Here is a 25991-nt window from a genome sequence, read left to right on the forward strand (position 1 = left end):
GCCGCGAGGGCGGGCACGGGGCTTCGGGGCGTTCAGGCAGGGTTGTTGGTGGAGGTGGAACGGTTGCGTACGGGCCGGATTCTCAAGTTCGACGAGGTTCGCGGGTACGGGTTCATCGTGCCGGACGGCGGCGGCGAGGACGTCTTCGTGCACACGAACGACTTCCTGGAGGGCCGGGGGCCCTACCCGCCGGGCACGCAGGTCGAGTTCGAGGTGACCGAGGGCGAACGCGGGCTGAAGGCGTTCGCGGTACGGGTCGTGGGCGGCCCGCAGCACGCGGGCGCCAACGGCCACCAGGCGCCGTCGAGGCCGCTCGGCCCCGACGACGACACCCTCTGCGACGTGCTGTCGCGGGAGGAGTACGTCCAGGAGGTCACCGAGTCGATCCTGGCGGGCGCCCCGACGCTGACGGGCACGCAGATCGTCGCGGTGCGGGACTCCCTGGTCAAGATCGCGCACCGGCACGGCTGGCTGGAGGACTGACCGGACGGGGAGGCGGGGGTTGCCCGGAGGCGCCTCCACCGTGGCCCGCCGAAGCGCGGGAGCACCCCTCGCGCGGCCGCCGCCGCGGATAGGTTTCGGGGTCCATCCGGCCCGCGAGATGTGAGGTGCCCCGTGGACGACGCGTTCCCGCTCCCGCCCGTGACCACCGTACGGCCCGACGACAAGCGGTACCCCTCGCTCAGCCGCGGGTTCAACCAGCGCTGGATCGCCGAGCCGGAGTACGTGCGGATGGCCGCCACGCCCGCGGGGGTCGTGCGGGCGCTCACCGAGGCGGTCAACCAGCCCGCCGCCGACCCGGCGCGCCGCCGTGTCACCGTCCGGTCCGGCGGCCACTGCTACGAGGACTTCGTCTGCGGCCCCGACGTCCGCGTGATCCTCGACATCAGCCCGATGTGCGGCGTCGCCTACGACCCCGGCATGGAGGCGTACCGCATCGACGCGGGCGCCACCAACTGGCACGGCTACAGCCACCTCTACCCGCTCAGCGGCAGGGCCCTGCCCGGCGGCTCCTGCTACTCCGTGGGCATCGGCGGGCACGTCGCCGGCGGCGGTTTCGGCCTGCTGTCGCGCCAGTCCGGCCTCACGGTCGACTACCTGTACGCGGTGGAGGTCGCCGTGGTGACCGGGCGGCGGACCGTCGAGCTCGTCACCGCGTCCCGCGACGACCCCGACCCCGACCGCCGCGAGCTGCTGTGGGCGCACACCGGCGGGGGCGGCGGCAACTTCGGCGTCGTCACCCGGTTCTGGTTCCGCGACCTGCCCGAACCGCCCCGCCGGGTCCTCATCACCGGCCGCGTCTGGAAATGGGCCGACTTCGACCGGGCCTCCTTCGCACGGCTCGTCACCGCCTACGGGACGTGGTTCGCGGCGCACCAGGACCCGTCCACCCCGGCGGGCAAGCTCTTCGCGATGCTCAAGCTCACCCACCGCAGCAACGGGGAGATCGGCCTCCTCGCGCAGATCGACGCCGACGTCCCGGGCGCCAAGGAGGCCATGGACGACTTCCTCGGCGCGGTGGACGGCAAGGACGTCCCGACGTCGGCGGCGATGACCGCGGGGATGGGCGAGCACGGCCCGGTGGCCGAGGCGAAGACGCCGCGCCTGATGCCGTGGCTGACGGCCACGCAGGCGCTCAACGCGTCCGGCGAGAACCGCTGCGGGAAGTACAAGTCGGCGTACCTGCGCAAGCCGTTCACCGACCAGCACCTCAACGCGATGTGGGACTACCTCGGAAACGAGAGGTACACCGAGTACGTCAACAAGGAGGCGCTCATCCAGGTGGACTCGTACGGCTCGGCCATCAACCGGCCGCCGCGCGAGACCGCCGTGCCGCAGCGCGACTCGATCCTCAAGATGCAGTACCAGGTGTACTGGACCGCGGGCGACCCCAAGGAGGCCGAGCACATTGCCTGGATCCGCGACACCTACAAGAACACGTTCGCCACGACCGGCGGGGTCCCGGCCATCGGCGACGTCACCGACGGCTGCTACATCAACTACCCCGACGCCGACCTGAGCGACCCCGCGTGGAACACCTCCGCGGACCGCTGGTCGAAGCTCTACTACAAGGACTCCTACAGCCGCCTCCAGCGCGTGAAGAACCGCTGGGACCCGCTCAACGTCTTCCGGCACCGCCAGTCCGTGGAACTGCCCGAAGCCTGACGCCGCGCTCGCGCCGGACGGCCGTTTGCCCGGGTTTTGCGTTACCCGCCGGGTCGGGTGGAGAACGAGCGGGAATCATCCCCTGGCTCCAGCACAGTGGGAGGCAGGCCCTGTCATTCCGTCTCCGCCCGGCCTCGGTCCAGGCGCGCCTGACGTCGGTGGCGGGCCTGCTCGCGCTGGCCGGGTTCGCGGTGACCGGGGCCGGCCTGGACCTGGTGATCCGCGACAGGATCGAGAACGGCGCGTTCGCCGACACCGAGCGCGCCGCGACGGACTGGATCGGGTCGATGCGGCAGGCGCGGCCCCCGGAGCCGATCACGTCGTCGCGGGTGCCGCTGCTCCAGCTCGTCGACTCCCGCGGGCGGATCGTCGTCGCGAGCCGGGCCGCGGCCGGGCGGGGGCCGCTGAGCGGCGCGCACCCCCCGGAGCACGACCGGATCCAGTACCGGAAGGAGTGCTCCGGCGGCCGGTGCGTGCTCGTGACCGCCAGCCGCGTCTCCCCGCAGGAGGCCGGCCTGCTGTGGGCGGGCGAGCCCCACACCGTCTACGCGGGGATGGACGAGCCGTCGCTCCTGGCCTCGCACCGGCTCGACCTCTACGTGGGGATCGGGGTGCTGCTCGCCGGCACGCTGACCGGGTGGGCGACCTGGCTCGTGGTGCGGCGGACGCTGCGCCCGGTGGCGGCGATGCGCGCCCGGATCGCCGAGATCACGGTGAGCGACCTGAGCCTGCGGGTGCCCGCGCCGCCGGGCCACGACGCGATCGCGGGCCTCGCCACCACCGCGAACGAGACGCTCTCGCGGCTGGAGGAGGCCGTCGGGCAGCAGCGGCGGTTCGCCTCCCTCGTCTCCCACGAGCTGCGCTCGCCGCTGACCGGGCTGCACGCGCAGCTGGAGGAGGCCCTGCTCGACCCGGACGGCGACCCGTACGAGGCCATCAGGTCGGCGCTGTCGACCACCGAGCGGTTCCAGTCGATCATCGACGAGATGCTGGTGTTCGCGCGCATCCGCACCGAGGCGCCGGAGCCGCCCGACCGGTTCGACCTCGGCGAACTGGCGCGCGAGTCGGCGGCGAGCCAGCCGCCGGACATCCCGGTCAAGGTCCGGGTGGACGACGAGGTGGAGGTCCTCGCCAACCGGCTCCAGCTCGGCGGCGCGCTGACGAACCTCCTCGCCAACGCCCAGCGGCACGCCCGCGAGGTCGTCGAGATCGCGGTCGTCCGCTCGGACGGGAAGGCGCTGGTGACGGTCGTGGACGACGGCGACGGCATCGAGCCCGAGAACCGCGAGCGCGTCTTCGAGCCGTTCGTCCGGCTGGCGGAGGGGACGCGCCGCGATCCCCGGGGCAGCGGCCTCGGCCTCGCCATCTCCCGCGCCGTCGTCGAGGCGCACGGGGGCACGCTCTGCGTCGAGGACTCCGACCGCGGCGCCCGCTTCGCCCTCCGCCTGCCGCTCCCCGAGGACTGAGCCCATCGGACCGGCCCACGGCGCGCGGACCACGGCGCGCGGGCCGGCACCGCCGCGATTCCGCGCGGCTCGCGGCGGTCGCGGTGGTGGCGGCCCGTTCAGGCGCTGCCTGGCGCGGCCTCAGGAGGCCGGGTCGAGCACCTCGTCCAGGCCGTGGGACGCGACGAGGCGGGCGCTGCCGTCGGCCAGCCGGTAGGAGAGGCCCACGATCGCGGCCCTTCCGGCGGCGACCTGGTCGGCGAGGACCCTGGAGCGTTCGAGGAGCAGGTCCACGGTGTGCCGGATGTGCTCGGCGATGATGTCGTCCTCCTCCGAGAGGCCGGCGGCGCGCGCCGCGAGGACGCTGGGCGTCACCCGCTCGATGACGTCGCGCACGTAGCCCGTCGCGCCGACGCCCCCGTCCAGGGCGGAGCGCGCGGCGGCGACGGCGCCGCACGCGTCGTGGCCGAGCACCACGACCAGCGGGCAGTCGAGGACGTTCAGGCCGTACTCGATGCTGCCGAGGACCTCCGAGCCCGCCACGTGCCCCGCCGTGCGGACCACGAACAGGTCGCCGAGCCCCTGGTCGAAGATGATCTCGGCCGCGAGCCGGGAGTCCGAGCAGCCGAACAGCACCGCGAACGGGTGCTGGGCCGGCGCGATCTTCGCGCGCCGCGCCGCGTCCTGGTTCGGATGGTGCGGATCTCCGGTGACGAACCGGTGGTTGCCCTCCAGCAGAGCGTCGAACGCTTGTCGAGCCGTCAAACTCGGCACATCAGTCATGCCTAGAGACTACGAAGCCACCCTCGTCCCGTCCCGGCCGGGTCCCGGCATCGCCGTAAGCCCAGGCCGGGGCCCCGGCGTGAGGGGGGCGGAGAGCGAGGGGCCGCGGGCGCGCGGGCGTCAGGGGACGAACGCGACGTCGGGATGGCGCGGAGACGGCCCGTCCAGCAGGTGGTCGTCGCGACCGCGCAGCCAGCGGTCGAAGAACGAGGTGACGTACGCCCGTTCCGCGGCGACGGCGCGGACGGGGTCGACCGTGCCGATCTGCTCCCGGACGGCGCCCGCGGGCAGCCCGGTCTGCGGCATGATCGCTTCGAGGTCGGTGTAGCTCTGGTGCGCGGAGCCGAGCAGCGTCAGGTCGCGGTGCCAGCCGCGGCTGCTCGCCCAGAACGCCCGCCACGACGGCTCGGTCCTGTGGTCGTTGCCCGCGCTGCCCATGAGCAGGAACGGGCGGCGCAGGCCGTGCTCGGCGACCGGCGTCAAGTTCGTCCCCTTGGGCTCCTGGTTGTACTCCAGCGTGCCGTCCATGTCGACGCCCGCCCTGATCCGCCGGTCCTCGTGCATGCCCTCGGCGGCGGCGATGCCGCCCGCGGACTGGCCGAACATGCCCACCCGGCCCGGGTCGGCCACCCGGCCGAGCCCGTGCGGCAGCCTCGCCAGCCGGTCGAGCACGAACCGGGTGTCGGCGACCCGGACGCGCAGCACCTTCTCCAGGAACGCCGGGACCTTCCCCGCCTTCTCGGCCCGCGCGTACTCCTCGAACATCGGCTCGTTCCCCCTGACCGAGCCGTCGGGGAACTCCACGGCCGGGGAGTCGTACGTGTGGTCGAGGGTCACCACGACGTACCCGCGGCTCGCCAGTTCCTCGACCAGGGCGGTGCCCCACGTGCGCGGGTCGCCCGCCCCCGGCGAGTACAGCACCACCGGACGCCGGCCGCCGCGCGTGTCGGGCGGCGCCCCCTCGTACGCGTGGGTGCGCGTCGCGGCCCAGTCGACCGTGCCGGGCGCGATCCCGAGGCCGGGGCCGCGGACGGCGCCGAACCGTTCGGCCGCGCGCCGCGGCATGTGGGGCGCGAGGCGGCGCCCTCCGGTGTCCCGCGCCGGGTACCAGACGCCGGCCATCAGCTCCCGGTACGGCCGCGCGCCCACCCACGGATCGGGCCGGGAGCGGTCGACCAGGCGCACCGACACCGTGCCGATCCGGTACGGCCCAGACGGGGTGGGCAGGCTCACCCGCACGCCCGCGGAACGGGCCTGAGCCGGAACGGGGACCATCAGCGCGACACCCACGAGCCCGGAGGCGGCCAGCAGCCGAGTGCTTCTCATGGGGATCGACGCTAACGGCACCGACCGTGCGCGCTCATCACCGCCGGGTACGACATCGGGGGCCGCCACTCCGGTGGTACTCGTCGTTCTCAGGGAGGAGGCCCCGCGCGGCCGTCTCCGTTCCCGCGGGTCAGGCGGAGGCGAGGGCGTGGAGGGCGGCGCCGGTGAGCGCCGCGCCCTCCGGGTCGGCGGCGGGCCGTACGGGCGGCAGGCCCGGCGCGGCCTCGCGGAACCAGGGCTCGAACAGGTCCCAGGAGCCCGCCATCGACCCGCCGACGACGAGCACGTCGGCGCCGAACCGGCGGACGCAGGGGCCGAGCGCCGTGCCGAGCGCCGACACGGCCGTCCTCAGCACGGCCGTCGCGGCGGCGTCGCCCGCCCGGCACGCCTCGGCGACGTCGGCGACGTCGGCGGAGGGCGCACCTCCGGACGCGCGGTGGGCGGCGAGGATCGCGCGGCGCGACATGACGTCCTCAAGCGGCACCCCGTCGACCGACAGGCGGTGCGCGCGCCCGCCCGGCGGGACTCCGGGGCCCTCGGCCACGATCCGCCCGTCCACGACCCAGCCGGAGCCGACGCCGGTCCCGAGCGTCAGGCCCGCGCAGCGGCCCGCTCCCGCGCCCGCGCCGTGCGCCCACTCGCCGAGGGTGAACGCGTCGGCGTCGTTCAGGAAGGCGAAGCGGTGACCGGCGCCCAGCCGTCGCGCGAACGCGGCCCCGACGTCGAGGCCGTACAGCGCGTCGAACTTGCCGACGCCCGCGAACAGCGCGATGCCGCGCGCGTAGTCGAACGGGTCGGGCATCGCGACGCCCCAGGTGGCCGGGCGTTCCGGGGCCGCGTGCGCGGCGGCGCCCGCGACGGCCGCGAGGAACTCCTCCCGCGAACCGTCCGCCTGGAGAGGCCGCCGCGTCGCGGGCCGCACGGGCCGCCAGGTGGAGGTGTCGATGACGGCGGCGCTCACGTGCGTGCCGCCGATCTCCAGCACCGGGATCTCGGTCACTGCCAACCTCTGCTCGGGGGACGCGTCCGCGGATACCGGGACGCCGGGGGCGGGGGTGGGTCGGGCTTGTTCAGGGCGGGGAGGGCTTGCCGGGGTCGCCCATGGTGGCGGTCCAGCCGTTCTCCAGGAGGGCGAAGACGCGGTCGATGCTCTCCGGATCGCCGCGGACGCCGCTGAGCGCGACGGTCTCCAGGGCGAAGTGGGCGAGCGCGGCGCAGACGGGATCGTCGGCGGGAACGCCGACGTCCTCGGCGATCGCGGCGGCCAGCGCGGCCTCGTGCCGCAGCCACATGCGGCGGGCGTAGTCGCGCAGCGCGGGGGTGCTGTCGGTGAGGGCGTGGAAGTCGTCGAAGCGCGGATGGGCGCGGCGCCGTTCGGCCTCGGCGCTGTGCAGCCGCCGGCGGAGCGCGCGCGGGATCGACTCGCCCTCCGGGCGGTCGCGGACGGCGGCGACGAGGTCGGCCTCGCGCTCGGCGTCCATGTCGAACACCAGCGCCTCCTTGCCGTCCGGGAAGTGCTTGAACAGCGTGGTCACCGACACGTCGGCGGCCTCGGCGACCTCCCGCACGCCGACCGCGTCGTAGCCGCGCTCCAGGAACAGGTCCAGCGCGGCGTCCGCCAGAGCCTTGCGGGTGGCGGCCTTCTTGCGCTCGCGGCGCCCCATCGTCTCGGTCACCCGCCCATCGTAGCGCCAACATGGAACGGATGGAAAAATTGAACGGTTGCATCTTCTCAGCGGTTTCACTTACGGTGGACGGGCCGGACCCGGAGCCACTCGCGGCTCCCCGCTCCGGCCTCCGCTCCGCTCGACCCCCCTCGACTCCCTTGGAAGGAGTGATGCGCCATGTCCGCGAACGACGACACCGCCGCCGGGCCGCGGCACGTCCGCCTGACGCTGCTGGGCGTGATGCTCGGGATGCTGCTGGCGATGCTCGACAACACGATCGTCGGCCCCGCGATGCCGACGATCGTCCGCGACCTCGGCGGGGCCGACCACCTGTCCTGGGTGGTCACGGCCTACACGCTCGCCACCGCGGTCGGCACGCCGCTGTGGGGCAAGATCGGCGATCTGAAGGGCCGCAAGCGGGTGTTCCTCCTGGCGATCGCCGTGTTCCTCGTCGGCTCGGTCGCCTCGGGCGCGGCCCAGTCGATGGGCCAGCTGATCGGCTTGCGGGCCGTGCAGGGCTTCGGCGCGGGCGGTCTGGCCGTCGGCGCGTTCGCTGTGATCGCGGACCTCGTGCCGCCCCGCGAGCGCGGCCGCTACCAGGGCATGACGGCCGCCATGATGGCGGTCGGCACCATCGGCGGGCCGCTGGTCGGCGGGCTCGTCACCGGCCACCTCGGCTGGCGGTGGGCGTTCTACATCAACGTCCCGCTCGGGCTGATCGCTTTCGCCTGGGTCCAGGTCATGCTGCGGCTGCCCGCCCGTACGGCCCGGGTGCGCATCGACTGGACCGGCATCGCGCTGCTGACCGTCACGATCGGCGCGACCGTGCTGGCCGCCTCCTGGGCCGGCGTCCGCTACGCGTGGACGTCCCCGCAGATCCTCGGGCTCGCCGCCGCGGCGGTCGCGGGACTCGCGGCGTTCGCCCGCTCGCAGCGGCGGGCCGCCGAGCCGGTGCTGCCGCCGCGGATCTTCTCCGACCGCAACCTGCCGGTCGCCTCGGTGGTGGTGGCCGCGACCGGCGCGGTCATGTTCGGCTGCTCGCTGTACCTGCCGCTGTTCCAGCAGACCGTCCAGCACGCCACGGCGTCCGGCTCCGGCGCGCTGCTGCTGCCGCTGCTGCTTCCCATACCGCTGGGGTCGCAGATCGCCGGGAAGGTGATGACCCGCACGGGCCGCTACAAGGTCTTCCCGTCGCGGGCACGGCGCTGCTGACCGCGGGGACCCTGCTGCTGGCCACCATGGGCGCCGGCACCGGGCGGGTGGCGACGGGGGCGTTCATGGCGGTGGTCGGCGCGGGCCTCGGCTTCACGATGCAGATGACGATGACCATCGCGCAGAACAGCGTCGAGATGCGCGACCTCGGCGCGGCCTCGGCCGCGGTCACGCTGTTCCGGACGCTCGGCGGCTCGCTCGCCGTCGCGGTGTTCGGGGCGCTGTTCTCCCGTTCGATGCCCGGCTCCCACCTCACCGCCGCCGGCACCGCGGAGGGGACGCGGCACATCTTCCTGGTCGCCGCCGCCCTCTGCGCCGTCGCGTTCGTCGCGTCCCTGCTCGTCAAGGAGGTCCCGCTGCGGGGGAAGCCCACGGCGCCCGCCGCACAGGAACCGGCTCCCACCGCGCCCACCGCGTCCGCCTCGTGAGCCGTCCGTCCCGCGCGGCGCCCGCCCGCCTCGAACGGCTCAGGCGCCTCTGAAGGCGGCGGAGGAGACGGGCCCGGATCGTTCTCCCGGACCCGTCTCCTCGGCGTACCTGGGGCGGGAACGCGTCGCGGCTATTCGGTGACGTACAGCTTGCGGTCGAAGACGCCGGAGCCCGGCGCCGTCTCACCGCGGGCCACCGCGTTGCCGGCGCCGGTGCCGTTGGACGCGCAGAGGCCGTCGCTGCCCGGCAGCTTCACCAGGGTCACGTTGACGATGCGGCCCTGCGCGTCGTCGTCCGGCAGGGGGCGGTTGGGGTTGTCGCGGTTGTAGATGTCGAAGGCGAGCCCGTCGGCGCCGCCGGTGCGGAACCCGTAGTAGCAGGTGCGGACGCGTCCGAGGAACTCGCCCTCCAGCTTGAACGTGAGATCGCCCTGGATGGCGAGCACGCCGTCCCGGCCGCCGGCGACCGGGGCGTAGGTGACCTGCCCGGTGTTGGCGGGGATGTTCTCCAGCGTGATCGCCGGCGAGCTCATCCCGTTGGACGTGCGGCACGCGCCGATCGAGGCGGCGGTCAGAGCGCCGCCGCCGCTGGAGGTGAGGGTGCCGCGCAGGGTGGCGCCCTCGCACACTGAGGTGATCTTGAAGCCGAGGAACGTGATGGCGAAGTTCAGCGGGCCGACGGTGGAGACCTGGTAGTTCCCGAGTACGGCGCTCCGGCGGCCGTGTCCTCGTGGATCGTGGCGGTGCCCGCGGCGGCGGCCGGGAGCGCCGCCGCCGCGGCCAGCGCGGCTGCCGCGGCGAGCGGCGCGACCGCCTTGAACGGACGTTTCATGGGGGGTCCTCCTCGACGAGGGCGGTGCTGCGTTCGCGCGCGGCCGACCCGCGCGCGCCCCCGACTCCGGCGGCGGTGACACTCTCCTTGACCACCCGGAATACTCAATGTTTCTACTCCGGAGATCAGAGAAAGCAAGCCCGGAGGTGAGATTCGCCGCAATTCTATCGACTTCCGACAAGGCCCCGGAAACGATCACTCAGTTGTCGTTGTGGCGGGCGGTTCGCTTGTCATGGCGGTGACAAGTCCGGAAGGACCGCAAGGAAGAATTTGCTCCGGAACCACAGCGCCGAACGCCGCGGCGCGCGGCCACCGCCCGAAGCCGCCGCCGCCTTCCGCCGCCCACCCCATGCCGGCGGCCCCGCGCTTGCGGCGTCCGCTCGCACCCATCGGTCCGTCCCGCCGCCGGGCGCGCGGCCCGCGCGGGCGAACGGGACCGCCATTGGGGAAGGCCCGCGTGCGGGAAATGCTGCCATTGCCGCTTGGAACCGCGGGGCGGCAGGCCGGGATTTCACCGCATTCAGTGCGCCGCTTCGTACTTCTCGACCACGTTCGCCGGGATACGGCCGCGTTCGTTGACCTTGATGCCCGCCGACTTCGCCCACTCGCGGATCTCGGCGCTGCGCTCGCGGCTGCGGGCCGCGCGCCCTGCCTGCGGACGGGAGGAGCGCGCCTTGCGGGCGCGGTCTTTGAACGGCGCGACGGCCGCGCGCAGTTTCTTGGCGTTCTTTTTACTGAGATCGATCTCGTACGAGCGCCCGTCGAGCGCGAACGACACCGTCTCCGCCGCCGTTCCGCCGTCCAGATCATCGACCAGTGAGACTTGCACCTTCTGGGCCATGCCTTGCTCCTTCTCGTTGTCGCCGTTCGAAGAACAGTAGCCGATCACGCTGCGGATCCGTTGGCCATGTCGAAACACCCGCCTCCCGCGCGTCTTCGCGAATGCGGAGCCGCGAGTGAGGCCGCGCCATGCCGGCGAAGGCCGCTGTTCTCAATGTACGCCTTCGATGTACCCATGATCACCCCGAGCAGTCAAGCCGACCGAAGACCGCGCCGCCGCAAAGAAGACACTCCGGTCAATGGCATCGCCCGTACCCGGCCATTTCGTCCCGGGCCCCGAGGGGGAACGGGTCGCCCGCCTCCGCCGTTCCCGCGCCTGCGCCGTGCTTCACCGCATTCCTTCGCAGCCGTTCACCGCACTGTTCTCGCCGCGTCGATGCGGCCGTGCCGGAGAAGAAAAGCAGCGGCGAAAGGGCGTACGACTCGGCCCCAGCGGACCCCGCATTCCCACGAGGCCGGATCAGGCGCGGTCGTACGCCGTCGCCCCCGGGAATCCGCCCGCGCGGCCGAGGAGGGCGGGGGGCGACGTCCCGATGCAGAACGTGTTCCCGAAGCTGTCGGAGACGCCGGGCGCGGTCCGGGCGCTCGCCGCCGACGGCACGATCTGATCCGCCGCTCCCCTACCGGGCGGGACGGGACGGGAGGCCGCGGGCGGCGTCGCGTTCGGCGGCGAGGCGGCGGGTCTCGGCCGAGACGGGCGCGGACAGCATGGCGGCGACCACGTCGATCAGGTAGCTGGTGAACAGCCGGTCGTCGGCGTGCGGGCCGGAGCGGGCCCGGCGGCCGAGCTCGATCAGCGCGTACTGGATCGCGGTGAAGCGGCGGTGCAGCCGGGCCGCGTCCTCCTCCAGCAGCGGCCCGACCAGGGCGCGCCAGCGGCACAGGCTGTCGCCGGGGTCGTCGAACGCGGCGGACGGGATGAGCGGCTCGGGCCGGTTGACCGCGTCGGCCCAGAGCTGGAGGAACTCCCGGCCGCCGGGGTCGGCGAGCCGGGCGGCCATGGGGCGGACGAGCGCGGCGGCGAGCCCGCGGACGTCGGGCTCGCCCGCCGCCTCCCAGGCGTCCAGCAGCGCGTGCCGCCGCGCCTCCACCTCGGGGCCGTGCCGTTCGAAGATCGCCCTGACGATCCCGGCGCGGTCGCCGAAGTGGTACTGGACGGCGGTCGCGTTGCGGGCCCCGGCGGCCTGGTTGATCTCGCGCAGGCTGACGGCGTCCAGGCCGCGTTCGGCGTAGAGCCGCCGGGCGGCGGCCAGCAGGCGCTCCCGGGTGTCGTTCACTCGTCGCCCACGGCGCGTTCGAGCGCCTCGGCGTAGCGCTCGCGGGCGGCGGCGCGGCGCGTCGGCAGGTGCGCGCTCGGCCACAGGCCCTCGACGGGCCTGTGGCCGCGCAGGAGCTGCCGCGCCACGGTGATCTTGTGGACCTCGGTGGGGCCGTCGGCGATGCCGAGGGCCTCGGCGCCGAGCAGCATCCCGGCGAACGGCATCTCGTTCGACACGCCGAGCGCGCCGTGCAGGTGCATCGCGCGCTGCACCACGTCGTGCAGGACCTTCGGCATGGCGGCCTTCACGGCGGCGATGTCCTTGCGGACCCGCCGGTAGTCGCCGTGCCGGTCGATGAGCCAGGCGGTGCGCAGCACGAGCAGCCGGAACTGCTCGATCTCGATCCAGCTGTCGGCGATCTTCTCCTGGGTCATCTGGAGCTTGGCGAGCGGCCCGAACCGGGTCTCGCGCGACACGGCCCGTTCGCACATCATGTCGAACGCGGCGCGGACCTGCGCGATCGTGCGCATGGCGTGGTGGATCCGGCCGCCGCCGAGCCGGGTCTGGGCGATGGCGAACGCGCCGCCCTCCTCGCCGAGCAGGTTCGCGGCGGGGACGCGGACGTTCTCGTACCGCAGGTAGCCGTGCGAGCCGCCGCCGTCGCGCTCGGGGCCGACGCCGACGTTGCGGACGGTGGTCAGGCCGGGCGTCCCGGCGGGGACGATGAACATCGACATGCCCTGGTAGGCGCTCACGTCCGGGTTGGTGACGGCCATGACGATGAGGAACTCGGCGTGCCGGGCGTTGGAGGAGAACCACTTCTCCCCGTTGATCACCCAGCCGTCGCCGTCGCGTTCGGCGCGGGTGGTGAACAGGGTCGGGTCGGCGCCGCCGTGCGGCTCGGTCATCGAGTAGGACGAGGAGATCTCGCCGTCCAGCAGGGGGCGCAGGTAGCGCTCCCTCTGCTCGGGCGTGCCGAAGTGGGCGAGGATCTCGGCGTTGCCGGAGTCGGGCGCCTGGCACCCGAACACCGAGGGCGCCCAGCGGGAACGGCCGATGATCTCGTTGAGCAGGGCCAGCTTGACCTGCCCGTAGCCCTGGCCGCCGAGGTCGGGGCCGAGGTGGCACGCCCACAGGCCGCGCTCCCTGACCTGCTCCTGGAGGGGGCGCACGAGCGCCTTGTAGCGGGGGTCGGCCTTGTCGTACGGGTCGCCGAGCACGAGGTCGAGCGGCTCGACCTCCTCGCGGACGAACGCGTCGGCCCAGTCGAGCAGCTCCTGGTAGCCGGGGTCGGTCTCGAAGTCCCACGCCATGTCGGCCTCCCGGTGCTGGCGGCGTCGCTGAACGACATAATGAGCGCACTTGAAGGATTAATGCAAGCGCATGACTGTTACCCTCCAGTACGACCACGCGCCCGGCGAGGACCGCGCGCCAGCCAGTGAGGAAGCCGCCGTGCAGCAGCCAGAGGACATCGACCCCGCGCTCGTCGACTTCGCCGTCCTGGCCGCGTGGATGGACGAGCGGGGTCTGCCCGGCGGGCCGTTCGAGGACGTCGCGAGGCTGACCGGCGGCACGCAGAACACCCTGGTCCGGTTCCGGCGCGGCGGCGCCGGCTACGTGCTGCGGCGCGGGCCCGAGCACCTGCGCGCGAAGACCAACGAGGTGCTCCGCCGCGAGGCGCGCGTGCTGTCGGCGCTGGACGGCACCGGCGTCCCCGCGCCGCGGATCATCGCGTCCTGCCCGGACGAGAAGGTCATGGGCGGCGCGGTGTTCTACCTGATGACACCGGTCGAGGGCTTCAACGCCTCGGTGAGCCTGCCCGAGCCGCACGCCTCCGACGCCGCCGTCCGCCACGCGATGGGGCTGAACGCCGCCCGCGCCCTGTCCGCGCTCGGCGCGGTGGACCACGAGGCCGCCGGCCTCGGCGACTTCGGCAGGCCGGACGGGTTCCTGGAGCGCCAGGTCGGCCGCTGGACGTCGGAGCTGGAGTCCTACTCCGCGCTCGACGGCTACCCCGGCCCGACATCCCCGGCCTCGACAAGGTCGCGGCGTGGCTGGAGGCGAACCGTCCCGCCGTCTGGCGCCCCGGGATCATGCACGGCGATTACCACCTGGCCAACCTCATGTACGGGTTCGGCGGGCCCAAGGTCGCCGCGATCGTCGACTGGGAGATGTGCACGATCGGCGACCCGCTGCTCGACCTCGGCTGGCTCCTGGCGACCTGGCCGGACCACGGCGACGAGAGCGCGCGGCTCGCCGGGCCGCTCGGCGCGGCGGGCGGCCTGCCCTCGGGGGCCGAGCTGGTCGCCGCCTACGCCGAACGGGGCGCGGCGACGGCGGGCCGCGACCTGTCGTCCATCACCTGGTACGCGGTGCTGGCGTGCTTCAAGCTCGGCATCGTCCTGGAGGGCACGCACGCGCGCGCCTTCGCCGGGAAGGCGCCGAAGGAGACCGGCGACCTGCTGCACGGCATCACCCTGGGGCTGTTCCGCCGGGCCGAGGCGTTCATCGCGTCCTGACCGCGCATCCGGGCGCGGCGGGCCGTGTGACGGAGGCCACCGCAGTGACGTGCGTCGCGTGACGCGTGGCATATCGGACAGTCCGTAACGGGAAGAGACGGACGGTGACGCCGGTTCCAACGGGCATGAGCGAACAGGGTGCGGCGCCACGGAATCCCTCCGCGAGCACCATCGAGAAGAACGGGGTCAACCCGGTTCCGGACGCCGAGCGCGGCGGCACGCCGCGCGGGCTGTTCGGGGTCTGGTTCTCCTGGAACGTGTCCATCATGGGCGTCGGCTACGGGATCTTCGTGTTCGGCCTCGGGCTGAGCGCGTGGCAGGCCATCGTGGCCGGGATCCTCGGCTACGTGCTGTCGTCCCTGCTGGTCGGCGTACTGGCGGTCGGCGGGCCCCGGACCGGGCTGCCGACGCTGACGCAGACGCGGTTCGCGTTCGGGCTGCACGGCAACCGCGTCCCGGCGTTCTTCGCCTACCTGTCGAACGTCGGCTGGAAGGTCACGATCATCACGCTCGCGTCCACGACGGGCGCGGCGCTGTTCGCCCGGCTGTGGCCGTCGGCGTTCGCGAAGTCCGACGGGACGGGCACCACCCCGGCGATCGTGCTGTGGTTCGTGGTGGTGCTGGCCGCGACGGTGGTCGCGGCGGTGTTCGGGCACCGGTTCATCGTCCGGATCGAGAACTGGATCGCCTGGGTCACCGGCGCCTTCACGCTCGTGTTCATCGGGCTGATCATCCCGCACGTGCACTGGTCGCGGCTCGGCGACACCGGAAACGGCTCGTTCTGGACGTTCGTCGGCGGCGTCATCATGGCGATGACCATGGTCGGCCTCGGGTTCCTCAACTACGGCGGCGACTTCGCCCGCTACCTGCCGCGCGGCACGCGGGCCCGCGGCGTGATCGGCTGGACGGCCGGGGGCATCACCCTGCCCGTCGCCGTGCTGCTGGTGCTCGGCGTGCTGCTCGCCGGCACCAACCCCTCGCTCGGCGCCAAGGCCGCCGACGCGCCGATCGCGGCGCTGACCGAGCTGCTGCCGCTCTGGTTCTTCATCCCGTTCTCGGTGGTCATCGTCATCTCGCTCGTCGCGGCGGCGATCACGGGCCTGTACTCCTCCGGTCTCGCGCTGCTCGCGATCGGCGTGCCGACCTCCCGCGCCGGGACGACCGTGATCAACATGGTGCTGATCTCGGCGGGCGCGTTCTACCTGCTGTTCGTCTCGGACTCGTTCCTGGCGACGTTCCAGGCGTTCCTCGCGCTGATCGCGGTGCCGATGGGCACGATGGGCGGCATCCAGCTCCTGGACTTCGTCCGGCAGCGCCGCCTCGGCTGGGACGTCTCGATGGCCCTGCCCGCCGGGTACGGCGGCCGCTCGGGCCGCTGGACCGCGCTGGTGTCGCTGGTCGCCGCCTCGGTGGTCGGGCTCGGCCTGGTCACCTCGTCCGACCCCAACATCGGCGAGGTGGTCGGGTTCCTGCTGCCGTCCGGCGCGCAGGACGGCATCGTCGCCAAGACCAACCTCGGCGTCGTGATCGCGATGATCATCGGTGCGGCGCTCTACGCGCTGCTGACGTACGGGCTCAGGTTCCAGGTGCCGGGCGACCGGTCCAAGCCGGCCGAACCCGAGCAGCGGGAGGCGGTCGTCCGATGACCGCCCCGGGCCCGGCGCCGGGCGCGCCCGTCCCGCCGTCCTCGTGGGCGGAGCCGGACGAGTGGCACGCCCCCGCCACGTACTGGTTCTGGCACCGCGTCCCGACGCCGGACGAGGTCCGCGCGCAGGTCGGCCGGATCGCGGACGCCGGGTACAAGGCGTTCCAGATCCAGGCGCGTATGGCGTTCCCGCTCGCGGACTACCTGGGCCCCGCCTACCTCGCCGCCTGCCGCCTTGCCGCCGACGAGGCGGCGCGGCGCGGGCTGACGATCGGCGTGTACGACGAGTACAACTGGCTGTCCGGGCACGCGGGCGGGCGGACGGTCGAGGGCCGCGGCGAGCTGCGCGAGCGGCACCTGTTCTGGTCGACGTCGCGCGGGCCCGAGTGCACGGTGGACGGCATCCGCCCGACCGACGTGGAGTACCTCCTCGACCCCGGCATGAACTGGGTCTTCGAGGGCGGCGCGCCGCGCTGGGACGAGTGGGAGATCGTCGCCGCCCTCGTCCACGACGGCGCCGACGTCCGCGACGTGACCGCCGACGCCCGCCTCACCGCGGCGTCCGGCGAGGGCGCGACGGCCGCGGTACCGCCCGGCGCCGTGCCGCCGGGCTCCTCCCTCACCGTCTTCCTCGCCGCCCGCTGCGCCACCAGCCGGATGATCAACTACCTGCTCCCCGAGGCGGCCGAGCGCTTCCTCGACGTGAGCTACGAGCCGTACGCCGAGGCGTTCGGGCCGCACTTCGGGACGACGGTCAGGTACGCCTTCTTCGACCAGCCGCACGCGTGCTTCTTCCGGTGGCGGCAGCACGAGGGCACGTCGGCTCGTCCCTGATGTACGCGCCGGGCCTGGTCTCCTCCCGCACGTCCCTCCTGGACCTGGTGTACGACGTCGGGCCCGGGACGGCGGCCCGCCGCTGCGACTTCTTCGAGGCGTACGCGGCGCGGGGCATCGAGTCGTTCTTCGGCACGCTCTCGCGCTGGTGCCGCGAGCACGGCATCGAGCTGTCGGGGCACGAGGTGCTCGGCTACGTCTCGACCTGGGACCCGACGTCCACGATCGTCGCGGACGACGCGCGCGCCAACTTCGGCGCCGACCACTTCGGCCTCGACCGCTTCCGCGACCGCACCGCCGTGGACGCCCGCAACGAGCACCCGCAGGTCAGCGCGGCGTTCGGCGACTCGGTCGCCCGTTCCAGCGGGCGCGACCGCACGATCGTCGAGCAGTACTTCGCCCGCACCCTCGCCGGGACGCACTTCGGCGCGGGCCGGTGGGAGCTGACGCTGCGCGACCTGCGCGCCGCCGCGATCCGGCACCACCTCCTCGGCGCGCGCCAGATCCTCATGCACGCGTTCTGGCAGACGGACGGCGACGACCGCGAGGAGATCTTCGCCAACCCGCGCTTCGACTTCGCGCCCGGCGTGAACTACGAGCCCTGGTTCCCGTACCACCGGGCGTTCGCCGAGGAGTCCGGCCGCCTGTCCGCCTTCCTGGACGGCGTGCGGCCCCGCACGGACGTCGCGGTCCTCTACCCGCTGCGCACCGCGTGGGCGGGCGGCCCGTCGCACCCGTACGGCGGGCACGTCGCGTTCTGGACCGAGCACCTGGCCCGCGAGGGCTACGGGTTCCACCTCATCGACGAGCGCGACCTGCGTTCGGCCCGGTCGGCGGACGGGCGCCTCGTCCTGGGCGACCGCCGCTACCGCGTGCTGGTGCTGCCCGCCGCGTCGGTGGTCGAGGACGACGCGACGATCGCCGCCGTGAACGCCTTCACGGACGCCGGAGGCGTCCTGCTCGTCTCGGGCGGCCCGCCCGAGCGGACCCAGCGGTCGGGCGACGCCGGCCCGCTCTCCCCCACCGCGTCCTGGCCGGCCCTCCCCACGGCCGCCGAGGCGGACGCGCGGCTGCGCTCGTACCTGCCGCGCACGGTCGAGGCGGACGACCCGTCCCGCACCGTCTGGCGCGACGAGGCCCGCGACGCGGACGGCACGCGGCTGGCCCTGTTCAACGACACCGGCGTCCCGCAGACCGTCACGGTCCGTCCGCCGTCGCTGCCGTCCAGGCTGACCCGCTGGCACGCCGACACCGGCGAGATCGACCCGCCGGTCCCGCTCGGCGGCGCGCTCCGCCTGACGCTCGGCCCGTGGGAGCTCGCCTGCCTCCACCTGGCGGACGGCCCGGCCGAGGTCCCCCGCGACCTGGTCCTGGACTCCGGCTGGACGCTCGCCGCCGGCGGCCCGGCCCGTCCGGTGCGGGTGGACGAGGGCTGGGAACGGCAGGGCCTCCCGCGCTTCTCCGGCGTCGGCGACTACGCGACCGCGTTCGACGTCCCGGACGGCCGGACCGACTGGCTCGACGGGGCTCGCGGGGCGGATGGGGCCGACGGGGCCGGGTGGGAGCTGCACGTGCCCGAGGTCTGCACGAGCGCCGAGATCGTCCTCAACGGGACGTCGCTCGGCCGCTTCGGGTGGGGCCCGATCACGTGCCCGGTCCCCGCCGGGCTCCTCCGCCCGTCCGGCAACGTCCTCCACGTCCTGGTCGCCTCGTCGGCGGCGAACCGCTACTACGCGGGCACGTCCCAGCAGAAGGGCCTGGACCCGAGCGGGCTGACCGCCCCGCCCGTCCTGCGGCCCGCCCTCACCGTCACGGCGGCTCCCTGAGCGCGTGCGGCCCCCGCGCGCGTGTGCTCACCGCGGGCTCTGCGGGGCGTCCTCTCGGGCGAGGTGCTCCCTCAGCCGGTCCGGGGTGGTGAAGAGGTGGCCGCGCATGCCCGCCGCCTCGGCCGCGCGGATGTTCTCCTCGCGGTCGTCCACGAACAGGATCCGGTCGGGACGGTCGCCCAGGGCCTCCTGGCACCACCGGTAGGCGCCCGGCTCGGGCTTGGCGTGGCCGATGCGGCAGGAGAACGCCCGCACCTCGAAGTGCCCGAGCCACGCGTGGCGCTCCTCGTAGCGGCAGGCCAGCTCCTCGGGGATGTTGGACAGCAGCGCGATCCGCCGCCCCGCGCGGCGAGCTCCTCGACGAGGCCGACCATGGCGGCGTCCACGCCGCTCCAGCCGTCGAGGTCGGCCGCGACGAGCCGCGCGATCCGTTCGTCGTCGAAGCGCGTGCCCAGCGCGCCCGCGACCTCGCGCCAGTAGCCGGGCCCGCTCACCTCCCCGCGGTCGTAGGGCGGGCGCAGCGCCCAGTAGGCGTCCCAGAAGTCCGGCGCGGGCGCGCCCGCCGTCCGGACCAGCAGGTCCTTGCCCTCGCTGGTCTGGTGGCTCGCGATGACGCCGAAGAGGTCGAACAGCACCGTTGCGGTCATGGGGTCACACCTTCCTTACCGTCACGCCCGCCGCGGCCAGCCGGTCCGTCTCGTCGCCCGGGGCCGTCGCGTCCGTGACGACGGCGTGGAGGGCGGAGGCGGGCACGACGAACGCGAGGGCGGTCCGGACGAGCTTGGCGGCCTCCGCGACGGCGACGACGCGGCGGGCCGAGGAGATCGCGGCGCGCTTGACGGCGGCGTCGTCCAGGTCGTGGGCGGTCAGGCCGTCCGCCGCGGTGAGGCCGCAGCAGCCGATGATCGCGGTGTCGAAGCGCAGGGCGGCCAGCGACGCCTCGGTCAGCGGGCCGGTCAGCGCCAGCTCGCCGGGACGCGGCCGGCCGCCGGGCACGAGCAGCGTGACGCGCGGCCCCGCGGCGAGCGCGTTCACGGCGTGCAGCGACAGCGGCGCCACGGTCACCCTGCGCCGCTCCAGCTCCCGCGCCACCTCCAGGCAGGTGGTGCCGCTGTCGAGCACCACGGACTCGCCGTCGGCGACCAGCCCGGCGGCCTCGGCGGCGATGCGCCGCTTGACCTCCAGGCCCTCGCGGGCCCGCAGTGCGAAGGGGGGCTCCTCGCCGCGCAGCAGCAGGCTCCTGGCGCCTCCCCGGTAGCGTTCGAGGACCCCCTGGGAGGCCAGGACCTCCAGGTCGCGGCGGATGGTCATCTCCGAGGCGCCGGTGAGCCCGGCCAGCTCCGCGACGCCGACGCTGCCCGCCTCGCGGACGGCCTCGGTGATCCGCCTCAGTCGATCTGTGCCTGACATGGCCCGTATTGAACAACATTGCTGTTCGTTTAGCAATATTTCGCAACTTGATAATGTTCGGTACGTTCGTTGGGTGGAACGACATCTGCGGGCCGGGCGGCTGGCCACCTTCGCCTACTTCGTTCTGAACGGCTACCTCATGGGGATGTGGATCGTCCACATCCCGAGCGTCGAGCACCGCGTGGGCGTCGGCCACGCGGTGTTCGGCTGGCTCCTGCTGCTGCTCGGCGCGGGGGCCTTCGCGGGCATGCAGGCCGTGGGCCCGCTCACCGACCGCTTCGGGGCCCGCGCCGTCGTGCCGCTCAGCGCGGCGGCGTGCAGCGCGGCCGTCGTCCTGCCCGGCCTGGCGGTGGACGCCTGGACGCTGGGGGCGGCGCTCCTGGTCCTCGGCCTCGGCAACGGCTGCCTGGACGTCGGCATGAACGCCCACGCGATCCAGGTCGAGCGCGGTTACCGGCGGCCCGTGATGTCGGCGTTCCACGCGGCCTTCTCCATCGGCGGCGTCCTCGCGGCGCTGACCGGCGCCCGCACGCTCGGCTGGGGCTGGAGCCCGGCGGCGACCCTCGGCGGGCGGCGGTCTTCGGACTGGCCGCCGCCGCGCTCGCCGCCCCCGCGCTCCTGCGCCCCGAGCACGTCCGCCCGCCGGCCACCGCCCCGCCCGCCGCGCCCACCACGCCCGCCGCGCCGACCGCCGGAGCGCGTCGCGGAACGTCCCGGCGCGTCTGGCTGCTGGCCGCGCTGGCGTTGATGATCATGCTGTGCGAGGGCGTGGCCAACGACTGGAGCGCGCTGCACCTGCGGAACGTCCTGGACGCGCCCGCCTCGACGGCCGCCCTCGCGTACGGGGCGTTCGCCACGGCCATGACCGCCGGCCGGCTGCTCGCCGACCGGGTCGCCGCGCGCGTCGGGCCGGTGGCCGTCCTGCGCTACGGCGCGTCCGCCGCCGCGCTCGGCCTCGCCGCGGCGGCCGCCTCGCCCTGGGTCCCGCCGGCCATCGCGGGATGGGCCGTGTTCGGGGCCGGGCTGTCGGGCTGCGTCCCGCAGCTCTTCAGCGCCGCCGGGCACGCCGACCAGGGCGCTGCCGGTGCGAACGTCTCCCGCGTCGCCGGGCTCGGCTACCTCGGCATGCTCGCCGGACCCGCCGTCATCGGGCCGATGACCGGCGTCCTGCCGCTGAACCTCACGTTCTTCCTCCCCGTCGCCTGCTGCGCCGTCGCCGCCTGCGCGGCCGGCGTCCTGCGTCCGTCGCGCGAACGCTCCGCACACCCCGAGACCGAGCCGGTGCGACCCGCCTGAACGGCTCGTCAGGTGGTCGTGACGACCTTCCAGATCCAGCCGAGCGGCGCCAGCCCGAGGGCGCGCGCAACGGCTTGGGACGCATGGTTGGCGGCGGACGTGCTGTAGAAGAGGACGTCCCTGCGGCGGCGCTCGCGTTCGGACCAGGCCGCCACGACGGCGGGGGCCAGGCGGCGGCCGCGGAAGTCCTCGCGCGTCCAGATCCCGGCCTCGGCGGCGGAGGCGTTCGCCGCGGGCGAGTGGCAGATCGACACGGCCTCGTCGCCGTGGACGGCCATCGCCCACTGGCCGAACCGCCCCTCGATCAGCTCGTGCCACTCGCCGGGCGGCCAGTTGCCGGGCCGGACGAGGCGGCGGGCCGCCGCGCGGCCCGCGGTGTCGGACACGATGACGGGCAGCGGGGACGGCCGCACGGCCGCGAGCCGTTCGGGAAGACGTAGCTCGGGCCGCCTTCCAGGGCCGCGCCGCCGCCGAGGGCCTCGGCGAGGCGGACGAGAACGTCCGGCCGTTCGCCCGGCACGTAGTCCTGGCCGTCGCCGTCGAGCGCGGCCGTTCCCGGCGCGGCCGTGCCCGGAACGGTCGTGTCCGGGGCGGCCGTGCCCGGGACGGTCGTGTCCGGGACGAGCGTGCCCGGGACGAGCGTGCCCGGGCCAGGGCGAGCAGCCGCGCGCCGGGCGACCACGCGAGCACCGCGCGCACCGGCCCGTCGCGCAGTGCGGGCCGGCCACCGGGGGCGGGGACGAGCCCGAAGACCGCGTCCACCTCCAGGGCCAGCAGGCGCCGCTCGTCCGCGATCATGCCGGCGAGGGTGGCCGCGCCGGCATGGTCATCGCCACTTTCATTGACAGTCTGCCTCACTGTTGTCAACGGGTAGGGGCGGGCTGGAGGTAGGCGGCGAAGTTGACGGCGGTGCGCAGGTAGCGGCGCAGGGCCTCGGGGTCGTCGGCGTCGACCCGGCTGTGCGTGAAGACCATCGACAGGGCGACACGGCACAGCAGGTCGATGAGGATGTCGACGTCCACCGGGGGCAGCCGGCCGCGGTCGATCTTGTCCTGGATGACCGGGGCGGCGATCTCGGCGACGCGGTCGATCGTCAGGTCGGCGCGGACGGTGAACATCGGCAGGACGTTCTGCGGCGCCGTCCGCAGCGCCGCCTTCAGCAGCGGGTGCTCGCGGGAGTAGCCGATCACGAACACCAGCAGGTCGGCGAAGTAGTCGGCCGACCAGGTCATCTCGTCCAGCCACGGCCTGGCCACCTCGATGAAGGTGGTCAGCTCGCGCTGGATCAGGGCCTCCTTGATGTCCTCGACGCTGCCGCCGTACTTGTAGAGCGTCGGCCGCGAGACCCCCGCGCGGCGCGCGATGGCCGACAGCAGCCGGTCGGAGCCGAACCCGCCGTCGGTCAGGCACTCGGCGGCGGCGTCGAGGATCCGCGCGCGGATCTCCTCGGGCGAGCGGCGCGCGGCCGGACGGCGCCCCGCCGCGGGCGGCGCCGGCGGTGCGGGCGGGGCGGGCGGCTGTGGCGGCGCCTGCGGCTCGGGCACGCGTCCCCTCGTCTGCTCGGTCGGTCGGGCTTCGATTGTAGAAGGCGGCGCTCTTGACCGATCCTCGCCCGTGCTTTTACAGTCTCGCTATAAATGTAAATAACTCGGAGGGGGATCGCAGTCGTGCGACTGATGAGCAACCAGGGCAAGCCGCTCCAGGACGCGACGGCCGTCGACAAGGCCCGCAACGTCCTGACCACCACCGCCGACATCGCGGTGACCAACGCCCGCGCCACGGTCGCCGCGCGCCGCGCCCGCCGGGGCGGCCGCGCGCCCTCCGGCGCGGACCTGACCGCCTACGACCCCCTCGACCCCGCCGTGATCGCGGACCCGTACCCGGCGTACCGGCGGCTCCTGGACGGCGGCCCCGTCGCCTACAACCCCGCCGCGACCTCTACGTCGTCAGCCACTACGAGGCCGTGCGCGCCGCCGCCCGCGCCGACGGCGCGCTGTCCTCCGCGCAGGGCATCACCCGCACGCGGGTGAACCTGCCGCTGCTGATCACCACCGACCGCCCCGACCACACCCGGCTGCGGCGGCTGGCGCTGCCCGCGTTCACCCGGCCCTCGCTCCAGCGCTGGCACCCGGTGATCGACGGGCTCGCCGCCGACCTGGTCGCGGACCTCGCCGCCGCCCGGGCGCGGACGCGGTCTCCCGGCTGGCCGTGCCGATGCCGGTACGGATCATCGCCCACATCCTCGGCGTCCCGCCCGAGGACCAGGACGACTTCCGGCGCTGGTCGGACGGCATCATCGAGGGCTTCCAGCTCGAACTCGGCCGCGACCTCCCGGCCCGCTTCGCGCGCACCGTCACCGCCCTGCTGCGCCTGAACGGCTACCTCCAGCGCCAGATCAGGAGCGGGCGCCTCATGGACGGCGTGCTCGGCGACCTGCACGGCACCAACGAGGAGGGCGGGATCACCGGCGAGGAGCTGTTCTGGTTCGCGGTCCTGCTGCTGGTGGCGGGCAACGAGACGACCACGAACCTGCTGTCCACGATGCTGCTCACCCTGTCCCGCGACCCCGAGCAGTACGAGCTGCTCCGCGAGCGGCCCGAGCTCGTCCCGTCCGCGATCGAGGAGCAGCTCCGCTACAGCTCGCCGATCCAGGGCTTCTACCGGACGGCGGTCGCCGACCACCAGATCGGGCCCGCGACGATCCCGGCCGGGTCGCGCGTGCTCCTGCTGTTCGGCGCCGCCAACCGGGACCCGCGGCAGTTCCCCGACCCCGACGCCTTCGACGTCCAGCGGGACGCCGCGGGCCACCTGGCGTTCGGCTCGGGCATCCACCTGTGCCTCGGGGCGCACCTCGCGCGCGCGGAAGGCCAGGCCGTCCTGCGCGAGCTGATCGACCGCGTGTCCCGCGTCGAGGTCACCGGGCCGTACGCGTGGAACACCAACAGCGCGCTGCGCGGCCTGTCGCGCCTCCCGGTCACGCTGACGTCCTGACCGGCGAGACCGGGCACGCGGACGCGAGGCCGGGCGCGAAGGCGCGAGGCCGGCACGCGGACGCGAGGCCGCGCTAGAAGGTGAAGCGCGGGTCGGACGCGGTGAGCAGCGCGGTCCGCGGGGCCACCGGCCAGACTGCGGCCAGCTCGGCGGCGAGGGCGTCCATGAGCGGACCGGCGTCGGCCCCGGGATGGACGGCCTCGGCGACGATGAGGACGTCGGCCGTGGTCTCGCGCACGGCCGACAGGCCGCTCTGGCGGTTGGTCCAGCGGCGGGCGTGCGCGCGGCCCGCCGCGTCGGCGAAGACGACCTCGCCCTCGGCCGGGTGCTCGGTCTCCCCGGAGAACGTCAGGTACGACTCGTCGCCGGACGCGTGCCGTACCTCCAGGTGCCCGTCCACGTGGGCGAGGTCGAAGACGGCGATGGGCGTCGCGTACGCCAGGGACACCGCGTTGCACAGGTCGATCAGCGGGTGGATCGAAGGGAGCGACTTCTCCTTGCGGAAGCGGCGCAGCAGCGATTCGGAGGCGCAGCGGTACTGCGTCGGCTTGAGGCCCATCTTGGAGAACGTGCGCCGCCACGCCTGGATCTCGGGGAACTCCGACTCCGGCGACTCGGCCAGGCGGGCTTCGGCGATCGCGCCGTACTTCGCGACCTGCGGCGCGACGGACGCGCCGGGGGTGATGCCGGTGGCGTGCAGGGCGCCGGGGACGAGTTCGGGGAAGGCGGCCCAGAGGGCGGGCGCGTGCTGGAAGTGCATCAGCGGCTCTGCACGGCGAGGCGGCCGGCGAGGGCGACGAACGAGCCGGCGAAGACCCGGCGCATCCAGGCCATGACGCGCGGACGCGTGATCACCTGGTTGCGGACGGCGGCGGCGAACACCCCGTACACCGCGAAGACGGCGAACGTCGCGAGCATGAACACGCCGCTCAGACCGAGCATCTCCGGCAGCGCGTCGGCCGAGCCGGTGCTGACGAACTGCGGCAGGAACGCGAAGAAGAAGATCGTCAGCTTGGGGTTGAGGATGTTGATCAGGACGCCGGAGCCGATGACGCGCAGCGCGGACCTCGGCGCCTCGTCGCCGTCCTCCTCGACGGCGAGCGTCCCCTTGTCGCGGAACGTCGCCCACGCCATGTAGAGCAGGTAGGCGACGCCGAGGTACTTCAGCGTCTGGAACGCGACGGCGCTGGTGTGCAGGACCGCGGCGAGCCCCGTGACGGCCGCGAGGACGTGCGGGACGATCCCGAGCGTGCAGCCGACGGCGGCGACGACGCTCGCGCGCGCCCCGCGCGAGAGGCCCGCTGCCAGGGTGTAGAGGACGCCCGTCCCGGGCGTGGCGACGATGACGAGTGTCGTCACCAGGAACTCGATGCTCATACGGCCTCCCGCGTCGTGAGCCGATCAAGGTACCAGGGCTCCCGGCCGCCCGTTGGGCGGGGCGGCGGCCGGGGCGGTGGACCGGTCCGGGGCGGTCTCGCGAGGGTGATCAAGGTGTGCGAGCATCGGGTCCAG

At 74.0% G+C, this 25991-nt stretch carries 28 protein-coding genes and 2 pseudogenes; 13 read left to right on the top strand and 17 right to left on the bottom strand.

Going from position 1 to position 25991, the window contains the following annotated elements; all coding sequences use genetic code 11:
* Positions 1–54: 54 nt before the first annotated feature.
* The 3 genes from GEV43_RS43605 (at position 55) to GEV43_RS43615 (ending at position 3632) form a co-directional block, all read left to right on the top strand.
* Positions 55–483, top strand: a complete 429-nt coding sequence (locus tag GEV43_RS43605) for a cold shock domain-containing protein (RefSeq protein ID WP_309240302.1) — start codon at positions 55–57, stop codon at positions 481–483.
* 132 nt (positions 484–615) lie between these two features.
* The gene (locus GEV43_RS55700) at positions 616–2166 is read left to right on the top strand and encodes a BBE domain-containing protein (RefSeq protein WP_309240303.1); all 1551 of its coding nucleotides are present in this window, start codon (positions 616–618) and stop codon (positions 2164–2166) included.
* Between the two features lie 158 nt (positions 2167–2324).
* Positions 2325–3632 (top strand): HAMP domain-containing sensor histidine kinase, encoded by a 1308-nt coding sequence (locus GEV43_RS43615; RefSeq protein ID WP_160826496.1) that lies wholly within the window; start codon positions 2325–2327, stop codon positions 3630–3632.
* 120 nt (positions 3633–3752) lie between these two features.
* On the opposite strand, the gene GEV43_RS43620 is transcribed toward GEV43_RS43615, so the two are convergent.
* From GEV43_RS43620 to GEV43_RS43635, 4 genes are all read right to left on the bottom strand, one after another.
* The gene (locus GEV43_RS43620) at positions 3753–4394 is read right to left on the bottom strand and encodes a carbonic anhydrase (RefSeq protein WP_160826497.1); all 642 of its coding nucleotides are present in this window, start codon (positions 4392–4394) and stop codon (positions 3753–3755) included.
* A 120-nt stretch (positions 4395–4514) separates the two neighbouring features.
* The gene (locus tag GEV43_RS43625) at positions 4515–5720 is read right to left on the bottom strand and encodes a hypothetical protein (protein ID WP_160826498.1); all 1206 of its coding nucleotides are present in this window, start codon (positions 5718–5720) and stop codon (positions 4515–4517) included.
* Between the two features lie 130 nt (positions 5721–5850).
* Complete coding sequence (locus tag GEV43_RS43630) at positions 5851–6720, bottom strand: ROK family protein (RefSeq protein WP_206681688.1); 870 nt, start codon at positions 6718–6720, stop codon at positions 5851–5853.
* 70 nt (positions 6721–6790) lie between these two features.
* Positions 6791–7396, bottom strand: coding sequence for a TetR/AcrR family transcriptional regulator (locus GEV43_RS43635; RefSeq protein ID WP_160826499.1), 606 nt, complete (start codon positions 7394–7396; stop codon positions 6791–6793).
* Positions 7397–7564: 168 nt separating this feature from the next.
* On the opposite strand from GEV43_RS43635, the gene GEV43_RS43640 reads away from it, so the two are divergent.
* Together GEV43_RS43640 and GEV43_RS52790 are read left to right on the top strand one after the other, a co-directional pair.
* Positions 7565–8599, top strand: coding sequence for an MFS transporter (locus GEV43_RS43640; protein ID WP_241684499.1), 1035 nt, complete (start codon positions 7565–7567; stop codon positions 8597–8599).
* Positions 8600–8625: 26 nt separating this feature from the next.
* Positions 8626–9027, top strand: coding sequence for a hypothetical protein (locus GEV43_RS52790; protein ID WP_241684500.1), 402 nt, complete (start codon positions 8626–8628; stop codon positions 9025–9027).
* 131 nt (positions 9028–9158) lie between these two features.
* On the opposite strand, the gene GEV43_RS43645 is transcribed toward GEV43_RS52790, so the two are convergent.
* The 6 genes from GEV43_RS43645 to GEV43_RS43670 all read right to left on the bottom strand — a co-directional run bounded on the left by GEV43_RS43645 (position 9159) and on the right by GEV43_RS43670 (position 13271).
* Positions 9159–9656, bottom strand: coding sequence for a hypothetical protein (locus tag GEV43_RS43645; protein ID WP_160826500.1), 498 nt, complete (start codon positions 9654–9656; stop codon positions 9159–9161).
* Between the two features lie 38 nt (positions 9657–9694).
* Positions 9695–9859 carry a hypothetical protein gene (locus tag GEV43_RS43650; RefSeq protein WP_160826501.1) on the bottom strand — a complete coding sequence of 55 codons (165 nt, stop codon included), beginning with the start codon at positions 9857–9859 and terminating at the stop codon, positions 9695–9697.
* A gap of 520 nt (positions 9860–10379) precedes the next feature.
* A complete protein-coding gene (locus GEV43_RS43655) occupies positions 10380–10700 on the bottom strand; it encodes an Lsr2 family protein (RefSeq protein WP_160827017.1) in 321 nt (106 codons plus the stop codon).
* 459 nt (positions 10701–11159) lie between these two features.
* Positions 11160–11300, bottom strand: coding sequence for a hypothetical protein (locus GEV43_RS43660; protein WP_160826502.1), 141 nt, complete (start codon positions 11298–11300; stop codon positions 11160–11162).
* Positions 11301–11319: 19 nt separating this feature from the next.
* Positions 11320–11976: a TetR/AcrR family transcriptional regulator gene (locus GEV43_RS43665; RefSeq protein WP_160826503.1), complete on the bottom strand. Its 657-nt coding sequence runs from the start codon at positions 11974–11976 to the stop codon at positions 11320–11322.
* Entirely contained in the window at positions 11973–13271 is a 1299-nt protein-coding gene (locus GEV43_RS43670) for an acyl-CoA dehydrogenase family protein (protein ID WP_160826504.1), read from the bottom strand. Before GEV43_RS43670 ends, GEV43_RS43665 begins: the two co-directional genes overlap by 4 nt.
* Positions 13272–13470: 199 nt before the next feature.
* Between GEV43_RS43670 and GEV43_RS56820 the strand changes: the two are divergent.
* The 4 genes and pseudogenes from GEV43_RS56820 (at position 13471) to GEV43_RS43690 (ending at position 18782) form a co-directional block, all read left to right on the top strand.
* A pseudogene (locus GEV43_RS56820) lies at positions 13471–14477 on the top strand (phosphotransferase family protein).
* Positions 14478–14602: 125 nt separating this feature from the next.
* Positions 14603–16123: a cytosine permease gene (locus GEV43_RS43680; protein ID WP_160826505.1), complete on the top strand. Its 1521-nt coding sequence runs from the start codon at positions 14603–14605 to the stop codon at positions 16121–16123.
* Entirely contained in the window at positions 16120–16956 is an 837-nt protein-coding gene (locus GEV43_RS43685; protein WP_160826506.1) for a hypothetical protein, read from the top strand. Before GEV43_RS43680 ends, GEV43_RS43685 begins: the two co-directional genes overlap by 4 nt.
* The gene (locus tag GEV43_RS43690; protein ID WP_160826507.1) at positions 16920–18782 is read left to right on the top strand and encodes a hypothetical protein; all 1863 of its coding nucleotides are present in this window, start codon (positions 16920–16922) and stop codon (positions 18780–18782) included. Before GEV43_RS43685 ends, GEV43_RS43690 begins: the two co-directional genes overlap by 37 nt.
* Before the next feature lie 27 nt (positions 18783–18809).
* On the opposite strand, the gene GEV43_RS43695 is transcribed toward GEV43_RS43690, so the two are convergent.
* Entirely contained in the window at positions 18810–19322 is a 513-nt protein-coding gene (locus GEV43_RS43695; RefSeq protein ID WP_309240363.1) for an HAD-IA family hydrolase, read from the bottom strand.
* A 111-nt stretch (positions 19323–19433) separates the two neighbouring features.
* Complete coding sequence (locus GEV43_RS43700) at positions 19434–20192, bottom strand: DeoR/GlpR family DNA-binding transcription regulator (RefSeq protein ID WP_160826508.1); 759 nt, start codon at positions 20190–20192, stop codon at positions 19434–19436.
* A 145-nt stretch (positions 20193–20337) separates the two neighbouring features.
* On the opposite strand from GEV43_RS43700, the pseudogene GEV43_RS56825 reads away from it, so the two are divergent.
* Together GEV43_RS56825 and GEV43_RS48830 are read left to right on the top strand one after the other, a co-directional pair.
* Positions 20338–20685, top strand: a pseudogene (locus GEV43_RS56825) (MFS transporter); the annotation flags it as partial.
* A 125-nt stretch (positions 20686–20810) separates the two neighbouring features.
* Positions 20811–21488, top strand: coding sequence for a hypothetical protein (locus GEV43_RS48830; RefSeq protein WP_375539156.1), 678 nt, complete (start codon positions 20811–20813; stop codon positions 21486–21488).
* An 8-nt stretch (positions 21489–21496) separates the two neighbouring features.
* Here the strand turns inward: GEV43_RS48830 and GEV43_RS43710 are convergent, their stop codons facing one another.
* The 3 genes from GEV43_RS43710 to GEV43_RS43720 form a co-directional block, all read right to left on the bottom strand.
* Positions 21497–21901, bottom strand: a complete 405-nt coding sequence (locus GEV43_RS43710) for a GNAT family N-acetyltransferase (protein ID WP_160826509.1) — start codon at positions 21899–21901, stop codon at positions 21497–21499.
* The gene (locus tag GEV43_RS43715) at positions 21793–22170 is read right to left on the bottom strand and encodes a hypothetical protein (RefSeq protein WP_160826510.1); all 378 of its coding nucleotides are present in this window, start codon (positions 22168–22170) and stop codon (positions 21793–21795) included. Before GEV43_RS43715 ends, GEV43_RS43710 begins: the two co-directional genes overlap by 109 nt.
* Before the next feature lie 181 nt (positions 22171–22351).
* A complete protein-coding gene (locus GEV43_RS43720) occupies positions 22352–23032 on the bottom strand; it encodes a TetR/AcrR family transcriptional regulator (RefSeq protein WP_160826511.1) in 681 nt (226 codons plus the stop codon).
* Positions 23033–23155: 123 nt separating this feature from the next.
* On the opposite strand from GEV43_RS43720, the gene GEV43_RS43725 reads away from it, so the two are divergent.
* Together GEV43_RS43725 and GEV43_RS43730 are read left to right on the top strand one after the other, a co-directional pair.
* Complete coding sequence (locus GEV43_RS43725) at positions 23156–23518, top strand: hypothetical protein (RefSeq protein WP_160826512.1); 363 nt, start codon at positions 23156–23158, stop codon at positions 23516–23518.
* Between the two features lie 184 nt (positions 23519–23702).
* Positions 23703–24479: a cytochrome P450 gene (locus GEV43_RS43730; protein ID WP_206681691.1), complete on the top strand. Its 777-nt coding sequence runs from the start codon at positions 23703–23705 to the stop codon at positions 24477–24479.
* A gap of 73 nt (positions 24480–24552) precedes the next feature.
* On the opposite strand, the gene GEV43_RS43735 is transcribed toward GEV43_RS43730, so the two are convergent.
* Together GEV43_RS43735 and GEV43_RS43740 are read right to left on the bottom strand one after the other, a co-directional pair.
* On the bottom strand, positions 24553–25239 hold the full coding sequence (locus GEV43_RS43735; protein WP_160826514.1) for a B3/4 domain-containing protein: 687 nt from the start codon (positions 25237–25239) through the stop codon (positions 24553–24555).
* Complete coding sequence (locus GEV43_RS43740; RefSeq protein ID WP_160826515.1) at positions 25239–25856, bottom strand: LysE family translocator; 618 nt, start codon at positions 25854–25856, stop codon at positions 25239–25241. Before GEV43_RS43740 ends, GEV43_RS43735 begins: the two co-directional genes overlap by 1 nt.
* Between the last annotated feature and the right edge of the window lie 135 nt (positions 25857–25991).

Origin of the sequence: Actinomadura sp. J1-007, from assembly GCF_009793335.1 — a bacterium.
Taxonomy (GTDB): domain Bacteria; phylum Actinomycetota; class Actinomycetes; order Streptosporangiales; family Streptosporangiaceae; genus Spirillospora; species Spirillospora yumaensis.